Source organism: Glutamicibacter sp. MNS18 (genome assembly GCF_026107515.2).
Lineage (GTDB): Bacteria > Actinomycetota > Actinomycetes > Actinomycetales > Micrococcaceae > Glutamicibacter.
The window spans coordinates 124,745-147,962 of the sequence record NZ_JAPCHW010000001.1; the positions used below are offsets into that span (position 1 = coordinate 124,745).

Consider the following 23,218-nt stretch of genomic DNA (forward strand, 5'->3'; position numbering starts at 1 on the left):
TCATGCTCGGGATCGTGCTGGTGGCGCTGGCAGTGTATCTGTGGTGGGCCGCGCCGTGCGCGTCAAGGCCCGGCGGGAAAGCTGCCCGCCGCTGGTTACCGCGCTGGGTGTTACCCCGGAAACAGCCGGACTTGCAGGCCGCGGAACTGCGGGAAAGCGCACGGGTAGTCCGGGAACTGGCCAGCCTGCTGCGAAGCGGGCAGAACCTGGATACGGCATTGGAACATCTGGTGCTGATCGAACGGAATGCCGGGTCGGCGCTCCAGGCACTGACCAGCTTGCGGTTGCGGCGAGGAGCGACCTGGGTTGTCGAACAGGATCCCGCAGGTGCAACGGACCGGCACCAGCGATGGCTGCTGACCCGCCTGGAATGGTGCGTGCAGATCAGCGCGGAAAGCGGGGCGCCGTTGGCCCAGGTGCTTGACCATCTGGCCGATGACCTCGAAGCCACGCTGGAGACCCGACGCACCTTCGATGTGGCCATGGCCGGCCCGCGGGCCACCACCAGGCTCCTGACCTGGTTGCCGGTGTTGGGGCTGCTTGGTGCGGCATTGTTCGGAATCGACATCCTCCCGACGTTCTCCACGACCCCCGTCGGCCAGGTCGCACTGGTGCTTGGGGTGCTGTTGTGGCTGGCCAACAGATGGTGGTGCCGCTGGCTGCTCGATCGGTGTACCCGGAAGGCGGTGGGATGATGCTTGTGCTTGGGGTGATGCTGTGTTGCATCGCCATACTGCTGGCCTCGGCTCCGCTCCGCGCCAGCCGGCCCCGGCCGCGGCGCAAGGGGTATGGCGGGCCGGAGGAGCAACCCCCGGTGGAACTGGTTCTGGACCTGGCTGCCAGCCTGCTGGAGTCCGGGCTCCCCATCGGGCGGGTGCTGGAGATCCTGGGCAGCAGGATCGGGCACTGCGCGCATCTGAGGACGGTGGCCAGATGCCTGGAATTGAACATGGAGTGGGAACAGGCCTGGCAGCACTGCCCGTCGTGGCTTGACCCATTGCAACGGGCGCTGCACTTCACCCAGAGCTCCGGTGCCGGATCGGCGCAGCTGCTGCGCAGTTTCGCGCAGCTGCAACGGCGTGAACGAACCAAGAAGGCACAGGAGATCGGGGCGCAATTTGGGACCAAGCTGGTACTTCCCCTGGGGTTGTGTGCTTTGCCCTCCTTCATCGCCTTGGGCGTGGTGCCGATCATTCTTGCCCTGCTTCCCGAATGGTAATCCCCAGACCGTCAACCCGGCGCATACCTGCGGCGGTCAGGGACACATGCTGGAAACAGGCAGGAACGCATTCTGCCGATCCCTCACCACCGCCACACGACGGTGGAACCCGATGAAAGGACACCGATCATGATTTCGAGTCGATTCCCGCACCGCGCGCATCCCGCGACTACCGCGGGCACACCACACTGGACCGATGACGAGGGCAGCACCACGGCAGAGTTCGCGATGGTGACGCTGGCAGCCGTGGCGTTTGCGGGGCTGCTGATCGGCATCCTCTCCAGCGGGGATGTCCGCGGCATGCTGATGGGCCTGATCAGCCGGGCCCTGAGCCTGTAGCCATGAAAGCGGGTGACGACCGGGGCAGCAGCACCGCTGAACTGGCAATGCTGCTGCCGGTGATGGCACTGTTCCTGTCCCTGGTCCTGGGCCTGGGAGTCCTGGGATCCCACCAGATCAGGGTGCAACAGGCCGCGTCGGCCGTTGCCCGCGAGCTGGCCCGGGGCCAGAGCCCTGCCCAGGCCGAGAGCAGCGGCATCAGGTTGGCCGGCCGCGAGGCGACCTACCACATGGGCGGCACGTCGGAGGTGGCCACGGTACGGGTCACACGCAATGTGCAGCTGCCCTTGGTGGGAACGGTCGTGGTGCACGGCGAAGCCCGGGTGGCGGTGGAGCAGCCATGAGCCGGTGGCGCCGGGAGGAGGGCAACGGGACCGTGACGGGTCTGCTGCTGGTGGCGGTGGCACTGCTGGCCGCGGGCTGCGTCCTGCTCTTCCTGGCGGCCGGCCAGGCTGCCACACGGGCCGGTACCGCAGCCGACCTGGCGGCGCTGGCTGCCGCGGATACCGCGCGGGGGCTGCGCAGCGGCAGCGCCTGCGCTGTAGCGGCCGAGATCAGCCAGGCGAACGGGGCGGTACTGCGGGAATGCACCGTCGAACCAACGGGGGATACCGTACGACTCGTCGTGGGTGTCGATGTCCGGTTTTCTTTTGCGGGCATGACGTTGTACCAGGCCGCGGCCTCGGCCAGGGCGGGTCCGCCGCAACTGAACTAACGGTGGTGCCGTGGCTCGATATCCTCCAGGATCGCGCTGAGCAGCAGCACCGCCCCGGGCTTGTTCAGCGGGTTGTTGCGGTTGCCGCATTTGGGGGATTGCACACAACTGGGACACCCGTTGCTGCATTCGCAGCTTTCGATCGCATCACGGGTTGCCCTGACCCAGGGCATGAATTGCTCGAACCCCCGTTCGGCGAAGCCTGCCCCACCGGGTTGGGCGTCATAGACGAAGATCGTCGGTTCACCGGTATCCGCATGCAGTGCCGTGGAAACGCCACCGATATCCCAGCGATCGCTGGTGGCGACCAACGGCAGCAGGCCGATCATGGCGTGTTCGGCCGCGTGCAGCGCCCCGGGGAAGAACTCCGGGGTGATTCCGGCATTGACCAGTCGTTGCTCGGTCAGGGTGAACCAGATGGACTTGGTGTGCAGGTCGCGGGCTTCCAGCTCCAGGGGTTCCTCGGAGAGTACCTCGTTTGATGAAATGGACTTGCGCTGGAACGACACCACCTGGGTGGTGACTACCACTTCGCCGAAATGGATCGCCAGATTCCGGTGCTCGCTCCGGCGCTCGGTGCTTTCAACACCGACTGTGGTGATATCGCGCGCCGTGGTGTAGTAGTCCGGATTCACCTGGGTGACCAGCACGGTGTGGTTCTGTTCGTCGAGCTCCTCCACGAAATAGCTCGACCCCTGGTGCACGTAGATGGCCCCGGGATGGGCCTGGTAGTGGGTTTGCGGGGAATCCATGGTGCCAAGGATCGCCCCGGAGTCGCTGTCGATGATATTGACCGGACCGCCACCATCCGCACGGATCGAGAACATGGCTGCGGCATGCTGCGCATGGGTCCAGAACCAGCCGGCTGGTCGGCGGCGCAGGTAGCCGCGGGACACCAACGAATCCAGGAGCATCTCCGCAGTGTCCCCGAAGATTTCCAGTTCCTCGGCGCGCAACGGCAATTCCTGGGCGGCGGTGCACAGATGCCCGGAGAGCACGTACTTGTTCTGCGGGTCGAAGACCGTGGCTTCCACCCCGATGTCGAAGATGGCCTCGGGATGATGCACCAGGTAGGTGTCCAACGGATCCTCGCTGGCCACGAAGATCGCCAGCGATCCCTGCCCGGCCCGGCCTGCCCGTCCGATCTGTTGGAAGAACGAGGCCCGGGTCCCCGGCCAGCCGGCCACGACCACCGCGTCCAACCCGGCGATGTCGATGCCCAGCTCCAGGGCGGAGGTGGAGGTGACCGCCAGCAGCTGCCCGCTACGCAGTTGGCTTTCGATCTGCCGCCGTTCGCTGGGAAGGTAGCCCGAGCGGTAGGCGGCCAACCGGACGCTGAGGTCCGGGGCGAACTGTTCCAGGTGCTTGCGGGTGAGTGTGGCAATGGTTTCGGCGCCGCGTCGGGATTTGATGAAAACAATGCTGCGTATGTGGTCGGCCATCAGGTCGGTGAGGATGGAGGCGCTTTCGGCGATCGCGGTGCGGCGCACCGGCGCACCGTTCTCCCCATGCCGATCGGTTAGCGGAGGCTCCCATAACCCGATCACCAGTTCGCCGGCCGCCGAGAAATCGTGGGTGACCGCCTGGGCCGGGGCGCCGATGAGCCGGGAGAAGGATTCCGCGGGGGCCGCACTGGTTGCCGAGGCCCCGATGAAAACCGGTGTTGCCCGGTAGTGGGCGCAGATACGACGCAGCCGTCGCAACAGGTTGGCCACATGCGAGCCGAACACCCCGCGATAGGAGTGGGCCTCGTCGATGACCACATACCGCAGCCGCTTGAAAAAGCGGTCCCAGCCGGGGTGGTTGGGGAGTATCCCGCGGTGGAGCATATCGGGGTTGGTGAAGATGAAGTTGGCATGCTGGCGGATCCAGGCCCTGCTGGCCGGATCCGTGTCCCCGTCGTAGGCCGCGGCCCTGACCCCGGGAACATCCAACGCAGTGACAGAGGCCAACTGGTCGGCTGCCAGCGCCTTGGTCGGACACAGGTACAGGATGGTCGCCTGGGCCTCGGCGTCGTTGAACGCCGAGTCGCGGCTGCGGTAGAGGGCATCCAGGCCCGGCATCAGGTAGGTCAGCGACTTGCCCGAGGCGGTGCCGGTCGAAACGATGGTATGGACTCGGTCGTGGACCAGTTCGGCGGCCTGGACCTGATGGAGCCACGGACGGTCGATGCCGACCGACTGGAAAACGGAGCGGACCTCCGGGTCCAGCCATGCCGGCCAATCGGCGGTGATCTCGTCCTTCGCCGGCACGCTGCGACGATGAATGATCGCGTCCGGATCATTCTGGCGCTCGAACGGGTCGAGCAGCGCACTGACAGTCTTGGCCATAACCGACTTTCGCACTAAAGGATGGCTAACTGGTGTTAAATGCTACTCGCCGCCCATCCCTGGCAGGACGGCGGCGAGTGGTCGAAACGGTGGATCTCAGGCCTTGAAGGCAACAACGCTTCCCAGGTTGGTCCAGCCCAATGACGCGTAGAGCTTCTGGCCGTCAACCGAGGCGATGAGCAGACCCTCATCAACGTCGTGTTCCTGCGCCAGCGAGGCCAGGGCGCGCATGGTCAGCGACCCCAGGCCGCGCCGCCGGAAATCAGGTGCGGTAATGATCCGGTCGAAAATGGCGTAACCGCTGACCGCGGAGACGTGGCCGGAGGCGGCCACAATATCCTGCGAGTCCTCGGGATGCAGGGACACATAGGCGTGCGTGCCGTCGCGTTCGATCTGGAAGATGAACCCATCCGGTGGCAGGGGAACCTCGACATCGTGGCTGGCCAGTTCGGTGACCATGAGTACCTCATCGTCGGCCGCGACCTGAAGACCGGTCTCACCGGCAAGGTTGACCAGTCCGGCGATGTCCTCGGAAAATGCGGTCAGGCGACGGGAGGGATGCTTCTTCAAGGTCTCGGAAACCGCCAACAGCTCTTCCTTGGACGGGTCGAAGATGACGTATTCCCAATCCTCGGTGGTGTCATGCCGCAACGCGGCGTGCACACGGCCCTCATGACGGGCCTCGTATCCTCGCGCACCAGCCCAGCCTGCGACCCAGGTGCCAATCAGTTCATCACTTGCGTTCGATGCCATGCTTTGACCCTACCCTGTCTTTCCTAGTAAAACGCTGACAACAGGCCAATCGTTGCCTACTTGAAATCATAAACAAATCAGTGTGACGTTGCTCCATGTATCCACAGAACCGGCCTTAAAGCCACTATCCTTTTACCTTGTGGCCATTCATCGCATTGTCTTGTATTACGCATTTACACCGTTAAGCGACCCGGAGGCGATACGCCTTTGGCAGCGGTCCCTGCTGGAGCGCTGGGGGTTGCGCGGACGCATCATCATCTCCAAGGACGGTATCAACGGTACCGTTGGTGGCGAAATCTCCGCCGTGAAGCAATATGTCAAGGCTACCCGTGAGTACGGGCCCTTCAGCAAGATGGACATCAAATGGTCCGAGGGTTCGGCGGAGGATTTTCCCCGCATCTCCGTCAAGGTTCGCGACGAGATAGTCACCTTCGGTGCCCCCGGGGAACTCAAGGTCGATGAAAACGGTGTGGTCGGCGGCGGTACCCACCTGCGCCCCGAAGAACTGCATGAACTGGTTGAGACCAAGGCCAAGGAGGGAACCGAGGTTTCCTTCTTCGACGGACGCAACGCCTTCGAGGCGCAGATCGGACGTTTCAGGAACGCGATCGTCCCCGATGTGGAAACCACGCGCGAATTCCTCGACGAGATCGAATCGGGAAAATACGACCACCTCAAGGACCAGCCGGTGGTCACCTACTGCACCGGCGGAATCCGTTGCGAGGTACTCTCCGCACTGATGATCAACCGCGGTTTCCAACAGGTCTACCAGATGCAGGGTGGCATCGTGCGCTACGGCGAAAAATACGGTGACAAGGGCCTGTGGGAAGGTTCCCTGTACGTCTTCGACAAGCGGATGCATATGGAATTCAGCGAGGAAGCCGAAACCATCGGCCGTTGCGTGGGCTGTGCGGCCCCGACCAACAAGTTCGAGAATTGCTCCGATCTCTCCTGCCGCAATCTGCGCCTGTTCTGCGCCGACTGCGCCCAGGACGAGAAGCTGCGCCGCTGCCCGGACTGCCAACGCGCCGCGGTCGAATCCTAGCCGTTGCCGGGGCGAAGGGCCTGGTTCCCCTCAGCGGAGAACCGGGCCCTTCGCGTACCGGGCCGGGGGCTAATTCGCCCCGGCAGGCCAGAGATCCATCGACGGGTCCAGTACCTGGGTCTGTTCTTCCTCGGACCGGTACACCCGGAAACCCCGGGCCAGGTAATTGGGCAAGGCCGCGGGCCCGTCCAACGAGCAGGTGTGCAGCCAAATGCGTGACACCGGGGCCAGTGCCGGTTCCCGCTCATGCAGCGACCAGGCCCGGAGGATGCCCTCGGTGAGCAGCGCCCCACCCAGGCCCTGCCCGGTGGCTTGGGGGAACAACCCGAAGTAGAAGACCTCCACGTCGGTGCCCGCCGCACCACGCGAGGAAGCCAGTTCGATATAGCCCTGCGGGGCACCATTGCGGTACAGCACATGGGTTTCGGACCCGGGCCGCTGCAACTGCTCATCCCACTGGGCCCGGGTCAGCACCAGGCGGTCCGCCCAGTTCAGCTCGCTGCCCACCCCCAGGTACAGGAAGCGGGAGAACTCGGGCGTGATCTGGTCAACGCGTTCAATCCGGGCATCGGCGGGCAGGGGCTTGGAGGACGGGATCAGCTCGGTGGGATCGAGTAGTTCCAGATAGGTGACGGTAACAAGTGCCATGGAAGTATCGTACGTTCCCGCGGCCGGGCACATGCTCCGGGAACTGGCTAGAATCGCTTGTGTGACTTCCACAGACTTTGCCTCCGTGATCGATACCCCGTCTAGCGCCAACCAGCAGCTGCTGGACGCCCTCCATCAGGACCTGGACGCCGCTGGTTTTCGGCTGGACCCGATCGCCGAGCTGCTGGGATCCGAGGCGATGGATGCCTTTGCCCGGGACCAGATCACCCCGGCCCTATGGCGGTTGGCGCACACCGCTGGCCAGGACCAGTCCCTGGCCACGGTGATCCGGTTATTCCAGCTGGGCCAGAGCGTGGGGCGCCAGGACCTGGACGCCGTATTCGAGCGCACCGGTTGCCCCGGACTGCTGGAACTGGGTCTGCTTGAGGAGCACCAGGACGGTTATCGGGCCGCGGTGGCCCTGACCCCGCACGCCTCGGATACCTCCGGTGAATTGTGGGTGGCCCATGACCTGGGCGCCCACCAACGTCCCGGGGTGCTGCGCACCGACCATGTCTTGGGGATTGGGCATGCCTCAACGACCCTGGCCCAGATCACCTTGCGGCCGCGGGTCCGGCGAGCCCTGGATCTGGGCACCGGATGCGGCATCCAGCTCTTCCACCTGCTTGCCCACGCCGACCATGTCACCGCGACGGACCTGTCGGAGCGGGCCCTGGGCTTCGCCCGGTTCAACCTGCTGCTGAACCACCGCCAGTTGCGCCTGGACCCCGCGGACCTGGGCCGGCGGGTTTCGCTGCGTGCCGGAAACCTCTTCGAACCGGTCCGTGGGGAACTGTTCGACCTGATCGCCTCCAATCCGCCATTCGTGATCACCCCGCGGCAGGAAGGGCACCAGGAGATGTTCACCTACCGGGACGGCGGAATGGCCGGGGACCGCCTGGTGCGGACCCTGATCGAGCAGCTGCCCGCCTACCTGAACCCCGGTGGCAGTGCCCAGATGCTGGCCAACTGGGAAATCCCGTCCGGGGAGCAACCCTGGCACGCACGCATCGGCGACTGGTTCGCCGCTGAGCTGGATGTCTGGGTGATCCAACGTGAGCAGTCCTCGCCGAGCGTGTACGCGGAGACCTGGTTGCGTGATTCCTCGCAGACCGAGGACCTGACCGGGTACCAGCAGGAATATGAGGCTTATCTCAATGACTTCGCCACACGTGCTGTGGGATCTGTGGGATTCGGCTACGTGTACCTGGCCAAGCCCGGCAGCCCGCGCAGCACCCACCGCAACTTCGAGGCCATCGGGCATCCGGTGGAGCAGCCCCTGGCACCATACCTGCAACGTGACCTGGAAACGCTGGAGCAACTGCGTGCGGCGGGCGAAAGCTGGATCCACTGGCACCTGGAGGTCGCCGAGGACGTTACCGAGGAACGCCACCAGCGTCCCGGGGCAGAGCACCCCGGGGTGATACTCCTGCGCCAGGGGGCGGGGCTGCGCCGCAGTGAGATCCTCGATACGGCGCAAGCTGGTTTCATTTCCGCCTGTGACGGGGAATTGAGCATTAACCAGCTGGCCAATGCCCTTGATGCGCTGATAGGTGAGGGTGAGGAGGACTTCATGCCGACCCTCTTAAGCGGGGTTGAACGCTTAATTCGGCATGGCTTTCTTCGCAAAGTGTGAAACAAGGGCTAAAGTTTTTTCTTATGACACACAACACATCTGACCGGCGCGCTGTACAGTCGCCGGGCGGGGGTGTGAAGGAACCGACTTTGGTGTCCATCACCGACCCCCAGGCGATCCGTGCGCTGGCCCATGATGCGCGCCTGATTGTGCTTGACGAGCTCTTCGCCTCACAGGCCACGCGGACAGCCACGGAGCTGGCCTCGCTGTGTTCATTGACCCCCAGTGCGATGAGCTATCACCTGCGTGCGTTGGAGAAATACGGTTATGTGACCAGGGCGGCCAGCGAGGGCGATGCACGTGAACGCCGCTGGCGCGCGGCCGGCGAGCGGCTGGAGCTGAATACCCACGACGGGTCGTCGAACGCCAAAACCGCCTACCTGAATGTGCAGCTGAACCAGTTCCGCACCCGGCTGAACGCCGAGGTGGAGCGCCGGCAGGCCGAAGCGAAAGCCGGAATCATCCCCCCGGATGACCGGCCTCCGTTGCTCAGCAGCGGGCTGGTGTTCCTGCCCGAGGAGAAGCAAAAGGAATTCAACCGCCGGTTAATGGACCTGATCTACGAGTATGAGGCCATGGCCACAGCCGAGGAACGCGCCATCGACTCCACCAAAATGTTCTACTTGGTATCGTTGTTGCCCGAGTACCCGCCCCCCGTGGAGCACAAGGCGTAGACGGAACGGGTAGCTCTTCGATGTATGATCATCGGGAATCGTGGCTCAAATACGGAGCCGTGAATACACTTTGGCGACAACGACCGCGGCCCTGATAGGTTCGGGGCCCAATTGTTGCCGACACTGTATAAAGGAGAGCCGTGCCCCCGAAGGCCAAGGAAACAACCGGTAAGAAACTCGTGATCGTCGAGTCCCCTGCCAAAGTGAAGTCGATCGCCAAATACCTCGGCGACGGCTTCGACGTGGATGCTTCCGTGGGGCATATCCGTGATCTTCCGCAGCCCTCGGAACTACCGACCGAGCTGAAAAAAACCTCGGTTGGCAAATTCGCGGTGGATCTGGACAACGACTTCGAGCCCTACTACGTGGTCTACCCGGATAAGAAAAAACGTGTCTCCGAACTGAAAGCCAAGCTCAAGGACGCCGACGAACTCTATCTGGCAACAGATGCGGACCGCGAGGGCGAGGCCATCGCGTGGCACCTGTTGCAGGTGCTCAAGCCCAAGGTTCCGGTACGCCGCCTGGCCTTCACCGAAATCACCAAGGAAGGTATCGAGCGCGCGTTGGGGAACATGCGTGAACTGGATACCGATCTGGTGGACGCCCAGGAAACCCGCCGTGTGCTCGACCGCCTGTACGGCTACGAGATTTCCCCCGTGCTCTGGCGCAAGGTCGCCCGCGGCCTGTCTGCCGGTCGTGTGCAGTCGGTGGCCACCCGCCTGGTGGTGGAGCGCGAACGCGAACGCATGGCCTTCATCAGCGCCGGCTACTGGGATATCAAGGGCCGGTTCGATAACGGTGCCGGTGAGGGATTCGGCGCCAAGCTCTCTTCCGTGGACGGGGCACGCGTGGCCTCCGGACGCGACTTCGATGACCGGGGCCAGCTGAAGACCGGACGCAGCACCATCACCCACCTGAATGAGGAGCAGGCCCGCTCCCTGGTGGACAACCTGGCCGAGTCCGACTTCGCGGTCACCTCGGTTGAGGACAAGCCCTACACCCGCCGTCCGGCCGCCCCGTTCACCACCTCCACCCTGCAGCAGGAAGCCAGCCGCAAGCTGCGCTGGAGTTCGCGTATCACCATGCAGGTGGCCCAGCGGCTGTACGAAAACGGGTACATCACCTATATGCGTACCGACTCGGTATTCCTCTCCAACGAGGCTGTCACCGCAGCGCGCAAGCAGGCCACCGAATTGTACGGCGCCGATTCGGTGCCCGAACGCCCCCGCGTGTACAAGGCCAAGAGCGATGCCGCGCAGGAAGCCCATGAGGCGATCCGCCCGGCAGGTGACATGTTCCGCCGCCCCAAGGATGTGCGCAGCTCGCTGACCAAGGACGAATTCACGCTGTATGAGCTGATCTGGAAGCGTACCGTCGCATCCCAGATGGCCGATGCGAAGGGCTTCACCGCCACCATCAAGCTGGCCGGCACGGCCAGCGACTCCCGGGTGGCCGAGTTCTCGGCGTCCGGAACCGTGATCACCTTCCGCGGCTTCCTCTCCGCCTACGAGGAAGGCAAGGACACCACCTCCGAGGCCGAAGGCGCGGACCAGTCCGAGGCACGCCTGCCGCAGCTGAAGGTCGGCGACGGGCTGAACGGCTCGGACCTGGAAGCACTGGGACACGAAACCACCCCGCCGGCCCGGTACACCGAAGCATCGATCGTCGCTGAACTGGAAAAGCGCGAGATCGGGCGCCCCTCGACCTACGCACCGACGATTTCCACCATCATGGACCGCGGCTACGTGACCAAACGCGGCGGTGCCCTGGTGCCCAGCTGGATCGCCTTCTCGGTGATCCGCCTGCTCGAGGAGCACTTCGCCCGCTACGTCGACTACGACTTCACCGCACGGCTGGAAGACGATCTGGATGAGATCGCCAAGGGCGAGCGGGCCCGCAGCGACTGGCTGAACCTCTTCTACTTCGGCAAGGACGACAGCCAGGGCCTGAAGCACGTGGTGGACAACCTCGGGGACATCGACGCCCGGGCCATCAACTCCATCGCCATCACCGAGGATATCGTGCTGCGTGTGGGCAAGTTCGGCCCCTACCTGGAGCGCACCCTGCCGGCCGATGCACCGGAGGGCACCGACCCGCAACGCGCCAACGTCCCGGAAGAACTGGCACCGGATGAGCTCACCGCGGCCAAGGCCGAGGAACTGTTCGCCAATGCGCAGGTCTCGGAGCGGGAATTGGGCGTGGATCCCCAGACCGGCCGGACCATCATGGCCAAGGACGGCCGCTACGGTGCCTACGTCACCGAGGTGATCCCGGAACTGACCGATGAGCAGATCGCCGCCCTGCCGGTGGAATACTACAAGAACGGCAAGCCGAAGCCGCCCAAGAAGCCGGCGAAAATCAAGCCGCGGACCGGTTCGCTGTTCAAGTCGATGAGCGTCGAGACGGTGACCCTGGAAGAGGCCCTGAAGCTGTTGAGCCTGCCGCGGGTGGTCGGCACCGATGCCGAGGGCGTGGAGATCACCGTGCAGAACGGCCGCTTCGGCCCGTACCTGAAGAAGGGCACCGACTCGCGCTCGATCGAGTCCGAAGAGCAGATCTTCACGATCACCCTGGACGAGGCACTGGCGATCTACGCCCAGCCCAAGCAGCGTGGACGACGTGCCGCGGTGCCGCCGCTGGCGGAATTCGGTACCGACCCGACCAGCGAAAAGAATATCGTGGTCAAGGACGGACGCTTCGGCCCCTATATCACCGACGGGGAAACCAACATCACCGTCCCTCGGGGTCTGCCGATCGAGGAGCTCACGCGTGAAAAGGCCATTGAACTGCTGGCCGAGAAACGGGCCAAGGGCCCGGTCAAGCGCAAGAGCAGCGCCGCGAAGCCGGCGGCCAAGAAAACACCAGCCAAGAAGGCCACCGCCAAGAAGACCACGGCCAAGACGAGTGAGAAATAGCAACCTTTCTCCTGATGTGAAGGAAAGACCATGAGGCTGGGCGTACTGGATATCGGTTCGAATACCGTGCATCTTCTGCTGGTTGACGCGTATCCGGGCGCCCGCCCCACGCCCTATGCCTCGCACAAGCGTCCGCTGTCGCTGGTGCAGTACCTGAACGAGTACGGTGCTATCACCATGGAGGGCCAGAACGAGCTGATCGGCTTCATCAAGGAGGCCTCGAACTTCGCCAATAACCACCGGGTCGAGGACTTCATGGCCTTCTGCACCTCGGCGATCCGCGAATCCTCCAACGGCCAGCAGGTGCTGGAACGGGTGGAAACCGAAACCGGGGTCACGCTGCTGGAACTGTCCGGTGAGCAGGAAGCAGGGATGACCTTCCACGCGGTGCGGCGCTGGTACGGCTGGTCCCACGATTCGATCCTGAACCTGGATATGGGCGGTGGCTCGCTGGAACTGGCCCGCGGCAATGACGAGTTCCCGCAGGTGGCCTACTCGGTACCCTTGGGTGCCGGCCGGCTGACCCGCGAGTGGCTACCCGATGACCCGCCGACCATGAAACAGGTCAAGGAGCTTCGCACCTATGTGCGCGACGTGCTCGCCGATCCGGCCACCGAACTGAACCAGTACGGCAAACCGTCCATTGCCACCGCCACTTCCAAGACCTTCCGCTCCCTGGCGAGGATCACCGGTGCGGCTCCCAGCGCCGAGGGTATCTACGTCAAGCGGGTACTTGAACGCGACAGCCTCAAACTGTGGACCAACCGGCTGGTGGCCATGACCTGGGATGAGCGGGCGGAGCTGCCCGGGGTTTCCCATGTGCGTGCCCCGCAGATGCTGGCCGGGGCCCTGGTGGCGATCGAGGCGATGAAGGCCCTGAAAATCAAACAGGTCCGGATTTGTCCCTGGGCGTTGCGTGAAGGTTTGATGTTGCGACGATTTGATCATGTCTTGTTTGACTCATCGACTCCGCTAAGTAGTAGCGTGGGGGTAGGAGAGGTAGCTCTCGGTGCCGGAATGGGGCAGGTTCCCGCTCCGGTGGAATCAAGCTAGACCCCATCAGGGGAGGTTCCAACGCACCGATGCTTGGAGGAAGGGCGAGAGATGCAAGAGCCTGCTAGGACACCGATTCCGGTTACGCTATCCAGCGCCTCGGTGTACCCGATGACGGTGCACGATGCCTTCGCCGTGGCCAAGGACGTGGGCTATGACGGAATCGAGGTACTGATCACCGGCAACCAGGCCACGCAGTCGGCCACCGCTTTGCTGGCACTGATGGACAAGTACCAGCTGCCGATCATGGCCATCCACGCACCGACCCTGCTGCTGACCCAACAGGTTTGGGGTTCGGCCTGGGCCAAGATCGAAAGATCGGTGATCCTGGCCCAAGCGGTGGGCGCCGATGTGGTGGTGGCCCATCCGCCGTTCCGCTGGCAGGGCAACTATGCCCTGGAATTCGCCGGTGGCGTGCAACGCCTGACCGAATCCACCGGGATGAAGATCGCGGTGGAGAACATGTACCCATGGCGTGCCCGGGGTCGTGAGGCCAAGATGTACCTGCCGCACTGGGACCCGGTGCCGCAGGCCTACCCGCATGTCACCTGGGACTTCTCGCATGCGGCGATCGCCGAAATGGATTCGCTGAAAGCGGTGGAGCAGCTTGGCGACCGGCTGGCCCACGTGCACCTGTGCGACGGGTTGAACAACGGCAAGGACGAGCATCTGGTACCCGGACGCGGAACCCAACCGGTCACCGAGACCATGCACTACCTGCGTGACAGCGACTTCGACGGGGTCATTGCCGTGGAAGTCTCCACCCGCAAGGCCAAGGGGGCGGGGCAGAAGGAGGAATGGCTGGCCCAGACCCTGGACTTCGCCCGCAAGCACTTGGCCGTACAGGACAGCAAGGAACGGACAGCAAACTAACACCATGAGTGAACTCACCGCATCACTGAAATTGGCATTCCTGGGAACCGGTTCGATGAACGGGGCGATCCTGCGCGGGATCCTGGCCTCCGGGCATGACCCGAAACTGGTCACCGCCACCATCCGCAGCCGGAACCGGGAACAAGAACTTGAACAGCTGGGCATCAATGTCGTGGTCGTCGGTGAGGACCTCGACGCCAATGCGCGGGTGGCCGCCGAAGCAGACGTGGTCTTCCTGGGGGTGAAGCCGGTGGGTATCACCGAGCTGTGCACCGCCATCGCCGCACAACTGCAGCCATCCACCGTGATCGTCTCGGTAGCCGCGGCGATCACCTTGGAATCCATGGCGGCCAGGTTGCCGGTGGACCAGCCGCTGGTGCGCGCCATGCCCAATACGCCCTTGCAGGTCGGGGCGGGGGTAGTGGGCCTGAGCCCGGTGGCCGGGATGGATCCGGCGCAGCTGGACCAGGTGGCGGAACTGTTCTCCGGTTCGGGGGACGTGCACGTGATTGACGAGTCACAACAGGATGCCTTGTCGGCGATCTCGGGATCGGGTCCGGCCTACGCCTTCTACCTGGCCGAGGCGATGGCCAAGGCCGGGGTCGCCATGGGCCTGGAAGAACAGTTGGCGATCAGCCTGGCCCGTGCCACGGTGGCCGGGGCCGGCAAGATGCTGGCCGAGCCCGATGCGGACCCTTCGGCCCTGCGCAAATCGGTGACCAGCCCCAAGGGCACCACCGAACGTGCCATCGCCACCTTTGACGAACACGGTGTCCCTGCAACCATCGAAGCCGGTGCCCGGGCCGCGGCGGCGCGCGCTGCACAGCTGAGCGCTGAATTGGGCTAACCGGCCAGGACAGAGCACCCGCCGGGGCAACCACTTCAGGGCCGGACTACCGACTGCGGTAGTCCGGCCCTTGTCCTATCCGGCTGTCCAGGCGTGCACGCAGTGCCAAATGACGTGCACCCGGAATCAATTCCCCCACTGTGTCCCGGGACACAATGGGGGAAGTTGCTTTTCACCGAGGTCGAAAGCCGAGATCAACCCGGCGCGCGCTGCGGGGCCGGGAAGGGAATAGGGGAATCATGGATGCCAAATCTGTCATTGTTGTCGGAGCCGGTTCGGCCGGGGCGGTGGTCGCCCGCCGCCTGGTGGATGCCGGGGCGCGGGTCACGCTGTTCGAGGCCGGTGGGGAAGACACCAATCCGGCGATCCATGACCTGTCCCGACTGGGCGAGCTGTGGCACAGCGCCGATGACTGGGACTACTTCACCGCCCCGATGAAAGGCACCGCGAACAAGCCCATGCACCTGCCAAGGGGCAAGGTGCTTGGCGGATCCCATGCGTTAAACGCCACCATCTGGGTGCGTTGCTCACCCCACGATTTCAACGGGTGGGCCGAGCAGTGCGGTGAGCATTGGGCTTGGAAGAACGTGCTACCGGTCTACAAGGCCATGGAGGACTACTCCGGTGGTCCCAGCGAATTGCGCGGAAGCGGGGGACCGGTTCCGGTCGTTAATGGCTATGAGCTCGATCCGATCCACCGCTCCATCATGGACGCGGCCATCCAGGCCGGCGTTCCGTACAACCCTGACTACAACGGCCAGAATCTTGAAGGCGTCTCCCAGGAGCAGGTCAACATCGTCGAGGGGCAACGGATCAACACCTGGAAGTGCTACCTGAAACCGGTGCGTGAGAAGCTGCGGATCATCACCGGCGCCGAAGTCCATTCGGTGATCGTGGATGACGGTGCGGTGCACGGGGTGAGGTACCGGCTGGACGGCCAGGACCGGGAGCTGCGCGCGGACGAGGTCGTCCTCAGCGCCGGGGCCCTGGGCTCGCCGCAGATCCTGTTACGTTCGGGGATCGGCCCGGCCGCGGAGCTGGCCGCCGTTGGTGTCGAACCGGTGCTCGATTCCCCGCAGGTGGGCAAGAACCTGCACGACCACCTGTTGGCGCCGGTGATCGCCAAGACCACGACACGCGAGATCGACCCGCCCCGTGCCGGTGTCTCGGTCTCGCAGACCCACTTGTTCGCCAAATCCCGCGAGGAGCTGCCGGTGCCCGACACCCAGCCGATCTTCTTCGCCGTGCCGATGCTCTCCCCGGGGATGGAGCCGGTGGACGGTACGGCCTTCACCTTGCATTCGGGGATCATTTCCCCGGCCAGCCGCGGGGAGCTGACCCTGAATGGCCCGGGCCTTGACGACCCGGTGCGCATCGACCTGAACGCCCTGGATGACCCGAAGGATATGGCTTCCTTCCTGTTCTCGATCAAGCAATGCCGCGAGATCCTCAAACAGCAGGCGCTGGCCGAAGGCTGGGGTGCCGTGGAAGTCTACCCGGGCCCGGATGTGCAGACCGACGAGCAACTGGAAACCTACATCCGCGAGAATGTGGTCACCTACCACCACCAGGTCGGTACATGCCGCATGGGAAGCGACAAGCAGGCCGTCGTGGACCCGTGGCTGAGACTCAACGGGCTGACCGGGTTGCGGGTGGTGGATGCCTCGGTGATGCCCACGATCACCACCGGAAACACCAATGCGCCATCGATCCTGATCGGTGAGCTCGGGGCACGGTTCCTCATTGAGGACCTGCGCGGTGGCAGCACGCTGGAGACGGCGGATGCCGTGGTGGGCAGCTAGCGGTACTCCTGCACCTGCCGCGGTGCCCGGGCCGTGGTTACGGGCGTGAGGCGAAGCGTTCGAGCAGGTCCACATGGCCCGAGACGATCAGCACGTCCCGGCGGGTGACCATGGTGTCGGGTACCGCATAGGTGAAGTCCTCGCCCGGGGACTTCACCCCCACAATCGTCACCCCGTACTTGGAACGCACATTGGACTGGGCCAGGGTGAATCCCTGGGTTTCCTTCGGCGGGTACATCTTCACGATGGCGAAACCGTCATCGAATTCGATGAAGTCCAGCATCCGACCGCCAACCAGGTGCGCGGCGCGCACCCCGGCATCCGCCTCGGGGTAGATGACGTGGTTCGCGCCGATCCGGGTCAGGATCTTGCCGTGGGCGGGGGTGATCGCCTTGACCCACAGGTGCTCGATTCCCAGATCCACCAGGTTCACGGTGATCAGCACGCTGGATTCGATGGAGGTTCCCACCCCTACCACCGCCGAGGAGAACTCCTGGGCGCCGAGCTGGCGCAACGCGTCGATATTGGTGGCGTCGGCGGCCACCACATGGGTCAGCGTGCTCGCCCATTTCTGCACCAGCTCGGGGTTGCGCTCGATGGCCAGCACCTCGCGTCCCTGCCTGACCAGCTGTTCGGCCACCGCGATCCCGAAACGGCCCAACCCGATCACCAGCACCGGTGCATTGTGGTCAATGGATCTTTCAGCCAATGATCGGCCTCTCTTCCGGATACTGGTACAGGGTGTCGCGGTGGCGCATGGTCAGCGCGCTTGCCAAGGTAATGCTACCGATACGTCCGGCAAACATCAGCGCCGAGAGCACGTACTTGCCCTCGGGGGGAAGCTCGGCCGAGACATTCATGCTCAACCCCACCGTGCCGAAGGCCGAAATCGACTCGAACAGGGCACGGTCGAAGGACAGCCGGGAGTCGATCACCAGCAGTGCCGCGGTGGCCACGGCGACCAGGGTGGCACCCAGCACGATCACCGAGATCGCCACGCGCATGGTGGATTCGGGCAGCCGGCGGCCGAAGGCCCGCACCTCGGAGTCGCCGCGCACCTCCGCGGCAATGGCAAGGAACATCACCGCGATGGTGGTGACCTTGATACCCCCGGCAGTGGAGGCGGACCCGCCACCGGCAAACATCAGCGCGTTGGTCAGCAGCACACTGACCGGTTCAAGCTGGTTGGGATCCACCAGGTTGAAGCCACCGGAGCGGGTCATCACCGAGGCGAACAGGGCATTGGTGAATTTCTCGCCCGGTCCCAGCCCGGCAATGGTCCCTGCGTTGTTCCATTCCGCGGCCAGCCACAGCACGGTGCCCACCACCAGCAGGATCATGGTCACCAGCAAGGTGAGCTTGGTATGCAGGTTCCACTTGCGGTGATTCAACCGGTGGGCCAGCAGCACCATGATCACCGGGAAACCCAGTGACCCCAGGAAGACCCCGAGCATCAGCGGTCCGAGGATCCAGCCATCCATATGATAGGGGACCAGCCCATCCGAATGCGGTGTGAACCCGGCATTGTTGAAGGCCGACACCGCGTAGAACACCCCGTGCCAGATCGCCGAGGAGAAGGATTCGCCCAGCACCATGAACCGGGGAACCAGCAAGAGCGAGATCACCAGCTGCAGGCTGACCGCGGTCAGGATGACGATCCGCAGCAGCGAACGCACCTCGCCCAGGGCCGAGGTGCCGGCGGTGTTCATCGAGCTTTGCGCCACCAGCTTGCCGCGCACCCCCAGGCGCTTGGACACCGCCAGCGAGAGCAGCGAGGCGATCGTCAGGATCCCCAGTCCGCCGACGAACATGGCGATCAGGATCAGCAACTGGCCGAAGAAGGACCAATGCACGGCAGTGCTCACGGTGGTCAGGCCGGTAACGCACACCGCGGAGACCGCCGTGAACAGGGCATCGTGCAGTGCCGTGGGCTGCCCATCCGCCGCCGCGAAGGGTGCGGCCAGCAGCGAGGTGAAGACCGTAATGACCAACAGGAACGCGCCCAGGGCCAATCGTGCCGGGGAGCGAACCGTGAAATCCGCGAGTGCGGTCTTCAGGCGCAGCAGCTTGCGGCGGTGCCGTACCCGCAGCCGTTCAGCGTGTTCAACACGACGCTGCCGCGAAGACTCGCTCATCCATGCCTCATTCTCCGGTCGAAAGACGTCCTGACTCAAAGATAATCTACGCCGCGCGGCGGCCGGGAGGGCCTAGCGCGGGGAATGACGCGCGGCGGCTACACAAATGTGAGACGAAGCATTGAGATGCGTCACAGTCCGGTAGCCTGAGAATGTGCTAGAACCTCAACATCCTCCACGCCCCACCCTCGTTGTCTGGGATGAGCAGTACCTGCAATACAAGTTCAGCGACTACCATCCCATGCACCCCTGCCGCCTGGAACTGACCATGCGATTGAGCGAGCAGCTGGGGATACTGGAGGGAAAGAACCTCTCCCGCGATACCCCGGTGGTGGCCTCGGATGCCGAACTGCTCAAGGTGCACGGCGCCGAGTATGTGAAGCAGGTGCGCCGGGTCAGCCAGGATCCGAGCGATCCGGCACCGGATTTCGGGCTGGGAACCGAAGACGACCCGGCCTTCGCCGGGATGCATGAGGCCAGTGCCAGGATCTTCGGCGGGTCCCTGGTTGCCGCCGAGGCCATTGTGCAACAGACGGCGGTAAGGGCGGTGAACTTCGCCGGCGGCATGCACCACGCGGCGAAGGACAAGGCCAGTGGATTCTGCATCTACAACGATGCGGCCGCTGCCATCCAGCACCTGCTGGATAGCGGTGTGCAACGCGTGTGCTATATCGACGTGGATGCCCATCACGGAGACGGGACCGAATCCCTGTTCTGGGATGAGGAGCGGGTGCTGACCGTTTCCATCCACGAGTCGGGGATGAGCCTGTTCCCGGGCACCGGGTTCGCCAACGAAATCGGCGGTGCCAGGGCCCAGGGCAGCGCGGTGAACCTGGCCCTGCCGGCCATGACCGGGGACGCCGGATGGATGCGGGCATTCCATGCGGTGGTACCCCCACTGGTGCGGGCCTTCGCCCCGGAGGTGATCGTCTCGCAGCACGGCTGCGATGCCCATCGCGACGACGACCTAACGAACCTGAAGCTGTCGGTCGATGCCCAACGGCAGGTGGCCCTGGACATTTCGCAGCTGGCCGACGAGGTGTGCGAGGGCCGGTGGCTGGCCACCGGCGGTGGCGGCTATAACGTGACCGGGGTCGTGCCGCGGTCCTGGAGCCACCTGATCGCCATCGCGGCCGGTACGCCGGTCCCGCTGCGCACCTATGTGCCCGAGGAATTCCGCCGCTATGTCCTGGAAACCTACGGCAAGGCGGTTCCCTACCTGATGGGCGATGACGCGCAACTGTGGTGGCGTAACTGGGAGGTGGGCTATGATCCGGCAGATCCGGTGGACCGTTCCATTATCGCCACACGCAAGGAAGTGTTCCCGCTATATGGCCTGGATCCCTGGTTCGACTAGCGCAATCGGGCTTGTTTTGCACCGGTCGCGGGGCCCGGGACCGGCCCTGGTGGGACCTTGTGTGAATAGGACATTGGGCAAAGTCCGGACGAATACCCGTATATGCCGCTAGGGTTATGCCTGTGGCTATTGATGAATTGTTCTCTGCATTGGCGGAGCCGACCCGACGTCGGATCCTGGAAGAACTCAAGGACGAGGCGTTGGCGGTGGGGATGTTGGTCGAACGGTTGGAAATCTCCCAGCCCACGGTGTCCAAGCATCTCAAGGTGTTGCGCGAGGCGTCCCTGGTGACCATGAGCGCACAGGGCCAGCGACGCATTTACACCCTGAGTGTGTCGGCCATCGAGGAACTGGGGCAATGGTGTGCCGGTTTCCTTCCGGAGCCTGCACCCGTGGCCGAACCGGAACAGATCCAAACAGGTAGCCACGTGGCCGAGCTGGATACGGCAAACCCTGCCGGGATTCCCGCAGCGGCACAGCAACTGGGTCGTACCGTGGGACGCCGCCTGGAGCATGTGACCGGGCGGGCCCACGAAATCATTGAGCGTTTCCCACGATTCGGGCGTAAACGCCAAGAGTGAGTTGAGCACGAAACCCCCTGGGCTAAGGAAGAGGGCAGCGAGGCTCTACGTTACGTAGAGCTTAAAAAAATTGACGAAGAATTTCCATGGAACACGGTGTTCGTGGCATTCTCGTCGGTGGGGCATTGACGCCGGTTCTGCGGTAGAAGTATGCCCTAGCGCCTGCCCCAAGTGATTGAGGAGAGTAACTTGGACAAGCATCTAGCGACCATCCGTGACGAGGTATTCCGCAGGAATCCCGGTGAAGCCGAATTCCACCAGGCTGTGACGGAGGTCTTCGAAAGCCTCGAAGCAGTCTCCCAAAAGCATCCGGAATACGCCGAAGCCGCGATCCTGCAGCGTATGTGCGAACCCGAACGGCAGATCATCTTCCGTGTCCCGTGGACGGACGACGAGGGACGTGTCCAGATTAACCGCGGTTTCCGCGTTGAATTCAACTCGGCCCTGGGTCCCTACAAGGGCGGGCTGCGCTTCCACCCCTCGGTCTACCTGGGGACCGTCAAGTTCCTGGGCTTCGAACAGATCTTCAAGAACTCCCTGACCGGCATGCCGATCGGCGGCGGCAAGGGCGGCTCGGACTTCGACCCGCGCGGCAAGTCCGATGCCGAAGTCATGCGTTTCTGCCAGTCCTTCATGACCGAGTTGTACCGCCACATCGGGGAGTACACCGACGTGCCAGCCGGTGACATCGGCGTGGGCGGCCGCGAAATCGGCTACCTGTTCGGCCAGTACAAGCGCATCACCAACCGCTACGAGTCCGGTGTGCTGACCGGCAAGGGCCTGAGCTGGGGCGGCTCGCTGGTACGCCCGGAAGCCACCGGCTACGGTGCGGTCCTGTTCACCCAGGAAATGCTCGCCACCCGCAACACCAGCTTCGAAGGCCAGCGTGTGGTGGTTTCCGGGTCGGGTAACGTGGCGATCCACGCGATCGAAAAGGCCCAGCAGTTCGGCGCCCACGTGGTGGCGGCCTCGGACTCGGGCGGCTATATCCTGGACGAGAACGGCATCGATGTGCCGTTGCTGCGCCAGATCAAGGAAGTCGAGCGCGGGCGCATCAGCGACTATGCCGAGCGTCGCGGTTCGAAGAAGGTCCGCTACGTTGAGGGTGGGAACGTCTGGGATGAGAGCTGCACTGTCGCACTTCCCTGCGCCACCCAGAACGAACTGGGCGCCGCCTCGGCGAAGAAGCTGATCAACAGCGGCCTGATGGCCGTGGCCGAAGGCGCCAATATGCCGTGCACCGCCCAAGCAACCTCGCTGTTCCAGGATGCCGGGATCCTCTTCGGGCCGGGCAAGGCCGCCAACGCCGGCGGCGTGGCCACCTCCGCCCTGGAAATGCAGCAGAACGCCAGTCGTGACTCGTGGTCCTTCGCCCACACTGAGCGCCGCCTGAGCGAGATCATGGTGGGTATCCATGACCGCTGTGCCGAGACCGCCGAGGAATACGGTGTCCCCGGCAACTATGTGGCCGGCGCCAATATCGCCGGGTTCGTCAAGGTTGCCGACGCGATGCTGGCCCAGGGCCTGATCTAGGGAACCGTCGAAAACACACCGCTGTTGCCGGGCATGCTGCCGGCGGCAGCGGTGTGGTGTTTTAGTGGGTAATCGCGCAAACTTCTTCGGTCACTCGTGTGTTCCTGCTTCGTAAAGCACGGGCCGAACCATTAGACTATGGGATGAAGCGTACCCAACTATGATTGCCGATGTTGATCACAAGTCGTTGAAGTTGACGTATTGCTTTTCAGCGCGACGAAATAGAGATCAGCGTCAGGAGAAATTCCCCTATGGCGGATAAACAGAATTTTGCTGGAGCACGGTTCATGACTGTGGCCGAAGTGGCCCAGATGATGCGTGTTTCAAAGATGACCGTTTATCGTCTGATCCACGCCGGTGATTTACCCGCCGTGCAGTTCGGCCGCTCCTACCGCGTTCCGGAAAACGCCGTCGAAGCCTACCTGCAAGCTGCAGGTGTTGATCCTCACAGGGGTACGGGATCATACGGTAGTTAGCTTCACGATGGTCAGAACTTGGCCGAAGAGCGGGTAATCTGTTAAGGAACGTTTAACGTCCGGTCAGCCGTGCGTCAAGACCTCATTGGCTTGGCGGTGACACGGCTGATGCATTTATTTAGTCTGTGAGGAACCACTATGGGCTCAGTTGTTAAGAAGCGCCGCAAGCGTATGTCGAAGAAGAAGCACCGCAAGCTGCTTCGCAAGACCCGCCACCAGCGTCGCAACAAGAAGTAGTTTCGAGTTCTCGAAACACTTCGGTGTAGATGATCGCCATCGCCATGAGG

At 63.7% G+C, this 23,218-nt stretch carries 23 protein-coding genes; 18 read left to right on the forward strand and 5 right to left on the reverse strand.

All coding sequences use genetic code 11. The features are described 5' to 3' along the window. Positions 1–2: 2 nt before the first annotated feature. The 5 genes from OK351_RS00565 (at position 3) to OK351_RS00585 (ending at position 2,273) form a co-directional block, all read left to right on the forward strand. The gene (locus OK351_RS00565) at positions 3–695 is read left to right on the forward strand and encodes a type II secretion system F family protein (protein WP_265155382.1); all 693 of its coding nucleotides are present in this window, start codon (positions 3–5) and stop codon (positions 693–695) included. Continuing rightward, positions 692–1,219 carry a type II secretion system F family protein gene (locus OK351_RS00570; protein WP_265155383.1) on the forward strand — a complete coding sequence of 176 codons (528 nt, stop codon included), beginning with the start codon at positions 692–694 and terminating at the stop codon, positions 1,217–1,219. Before OK351_RS00565 ends, OK351_RS00570 begins: the two co-directional genes overlap by 4 nt. A gap of 129 nt (positions 1,220–1,348) precedes the next feature. Further along, complete coding sequence (locus tag OK351_RS00575; protein WP_265155384.1) at positions 1,349–1,558, forward strand: DUF4244 domain-containing protein; 210 nt, start codon at positions 1,349–1,351, stop codon at positions 1,556–1,558. A gap of 2 nt (positions 1,559–1,560) precedes the next feature. Then, positions 1,561–1,902, forward strand: a complete 342-nt coding sequence (locus tag OK351_RS00580; protein WP_265155385.1) for a TadE family type IV pilus minor pilin — start codon at positions 1,561–1,563, stop codon at positions 1,900–1,902. Next, positions 1,899–2,273: an Rv3654c family TadE-like protein gene (locus tag OK351_RS00585; protein WP_265155386.1), complete on the forward strand. Its 375-nt coding sequence runs from the start codon at positions 1,899–1,901 to the stop codon at positions 2,271–2,273. The genes OK351_RS00580 and OK351_RS00585 overlap by 4 nt, the downstream gene beginning before the upstream one ends. On the opposite strand, the gene OK351_RS00590 is transcribed toward OK351_RS00585, so the two are convergent. Both OK351_RS00590 and OK351_RS00595 read right to left on the reverse strand, forming a co-directional pair. After that, complete coding sequence (locus tag OK351_RS00590; protein ID WP_265155778.1) at positions 2,270–4,603, reverse strand: Zn-binding domain-containing protein; 2,334 nt, start codon at positions 4,601–4,603, stop codon at positions 2,270–2,272. The genes OK351_RS00585 and OK351_RS00590 overlap by 4 nt on opposite strands. 96 nt (positions 4,604–4,699) lie before the next feature. After that, a complete protein-coding gene (locus tag OK351_RS00595) occupies positions 4,700–5,356 on the reverse strand; it encodes a GNAT family N-acetyltransferase (RefSeq protein ID WP_265155387.1) in 657 nt (218 codons plus the stop codon). A gap of 139 nt (positions 5,357–5,495) precedes the next feature. On the opposite strand from OK351_RS00595, the gene OK351_RS00600 reads away from it, so the two are divergent. After that, entirely contained in the window at positions 5,496–6,401 is a 906-nt protein-coding gene (locus tag OK351_RS00600; RefSeq protein WP_265155388.1) for an oxygen-dependent tRNA uridine(34) hydroxylase TrhO, read from the forward strand. A gap of 69 nt (positions 6,402–6,470) precedes the next feature. Here OK351_RS00600 and OK351_RS00605 read toward each other — a convergent pair whose 3' ends face one another. Continuing rightward, entirely contained in the window at positions 6,471–7,049 is a 579-nt protein-coding gene (locus tag OK351_RS00605) for a GNAT family N-acetyltransferase (RefSeq protein ID WP_265155389.1), read from the reverse strand. Positions 7,050–7,110: 61 nt separating this feature from the next. On the opposite strand from OK351_RS00605, the gene OK351_RS00610 reads away from it, so the two are divergent. The 7 genes from OK351_RS00610 (at position 7,111) to OK351_RS00640 (ending at position 16,849) form a co-directional block, all read left to right on the forward strand. Continuing rightward, positions 7,111–8,685: a DUF7059 domain-containing protein gene (locus OK351_RS00610; protein ID WP_265155390.1), complete on the forward strand. Its 1,575-nt coding sequence runs from the start codon at positions 7,111–7,113 to the stop codon at positions 8,683–8,685. A 92-nt stretch (positions 8,686–8,777) separates the two neighbouring features. Next, complete coding sequence (locus OK351_RS00615) at positions 8,778–9,359, forward strand: ArsR/SmtB family transcription factor (protein WP_265155391.1); 582 nt, start codon at positions 8,778–8,780, stop codon at positions 9,357–9,359. A 140-nt stretch (positions 9,360–9,499) separates the two neighbouring features. Further along, positions 9,500–12,274, forward strand: a complete 2,775-nt coding sequence (topA, locus tag OK351_RS00620; protein ID WP_265155392.1) for a type I DNA topoisomerase — start codon at positions 9,500–9,502, stop codon at positions 12,272–12,274. Positions 12,275–12,304: 30 nt separating this feature from the next. After that, entirely contained in the window at positions 12,305–13,327 is a 1,023-nt protein-coding gene (locus OK351_RS00625) for a Ppx/GppA phosphatase family protein (RefSeq protein ID WP_265155393.1), read from the forward strand. 51 nt (positions 13,328–13,378) lie between these two features. Further along, on the forward strand, positions 13,379–14,200 hold the full coding sequence (locus OK351_RS00630) for a sugar phosphate isomerase/epimerase family protein (RefSeq protein ID WP_265155394.1): 822 nt from the start codon (positions 13,379–13,381) through the stop codon (positions 14,198–14,200). A gap of 4 nt (positions 14,201–14,204) precedes the next feature. Beyond that, complete coding sequence (proC, locus tag OK351_RS00635) at positions 14,205–15,047, forward strand: pyrroline-5-carboxylate reductase (RefSeq protein WP_265155395.1); 843 nt, start codon at positions 14,205–14,207, stop codon at positions 15,045–15,047. Positions 15,048–15,286: 239 nt separating this feature from the next. Then, positions 15,287–16,849, forward strand: a complete 1,563-nt coding sequence (locus tag OK351_RS00640; protein WP_265155396.1) for a GMC family oxidoreductase — start codon at positions 15,287–15,289, stop codon at positions 16,847–16,849. Positions 16,850–16,886: 37 nt separating this feature from the next. Here OK351_RS00640 and OK351_RS00645 read toward each other — a convergent pair whose 3' ends face one another. Next, positions 16,887–17,525, reverse strand: a complete 639-nt coding sequence (locus OK351_RS00645; RefSeq protein WP_265155779.1) for a potassium channel family protein — start codon at positions 17,523–17,525, stop codon at positions 16,887–16,889. Positions 17,526–17,550: 25 nt separating this feature from the next. Continuing rightward, a complete protein-coding gene (locus OK351_RS00650; protein WP_265155397.1) occupies positions 17,551–18,984 on the reverse strand; it encodes a TrkH family potassium uptake protein in 1,434 nt (477 codons plus the stop codon). A 241-nt stretch (positions 18,985–19,225) separates the two neighbouring features. On the opposite strand from OK351_RS00650, the gene OK351_RS00655 reads away from it, so the two are divergent. The 5 genes from OK351_RS00655 to OK351_RS00675 all read left to right on the forward strand — a co-directional run bounded on the left by OK351_RS00655 (position 19,226) and on the right by OK351_RS00675 (position 23,168). Then, complete coding sequence (locus OK351_RS00655; protein ID WP_265155780.1) at positions 19,226–20,341, forward strand: acetoin utilization protein AcuC; 1,116 nt, start codon at positions 19,226–19,228, stop codon at positions 20,339–20,341. Between the two features lie 116 nt (positions 20,342–20,457). Continuing rightward, positions 20,458–20,922 (forward strand): ArsR/SmtB family transcription factor, encoded by a 465-nt coding sequence (locus OK351_RS00660; RefSeq protein ID WP_371931358.1) that lies wholly within the window; start codon positions 20,458–20,460, stop codon positions 20,920–20,922. A 189-nt stretch (positions 20,923–21,111) separates the two neighbouring features. Next, a complete protein-coding gene (gene gdhA / locus OK351_RS00665) occupies positions 21,112–22,455 on the forward strand; it encodes an NADP-specific glutamate dehydrogenase (RefSeq protein WP_265155399.1) in 1,344 nt (447 codons plus the stop codon). A 251-nt stretch (positions 22,456–22,706) separates the two neighbouring features. Beyond that, entirely contained in the window at positions 22,707–22,931 is a 225-nt protein-coding gene (locus OK351_RS00670; RefSeq protein ID WP_265155400.1) for a helix-turn-helix domain-containing protein, read from the forward strand. Between the two features lie 138 nt (positions 22,932–23,069). Further along, positions 23,070–23,168, forward strand: coding sequence for a 30S ribosomal protein bS22 (locus tag OK351_RS00675; protein WP_019174583.1), 99 nt, complete (start codon positions 23,070–23,072; stop codon positions 23,166–23,168). Positions 23,169–23,218: the final 50 nt, after the last annotated feature.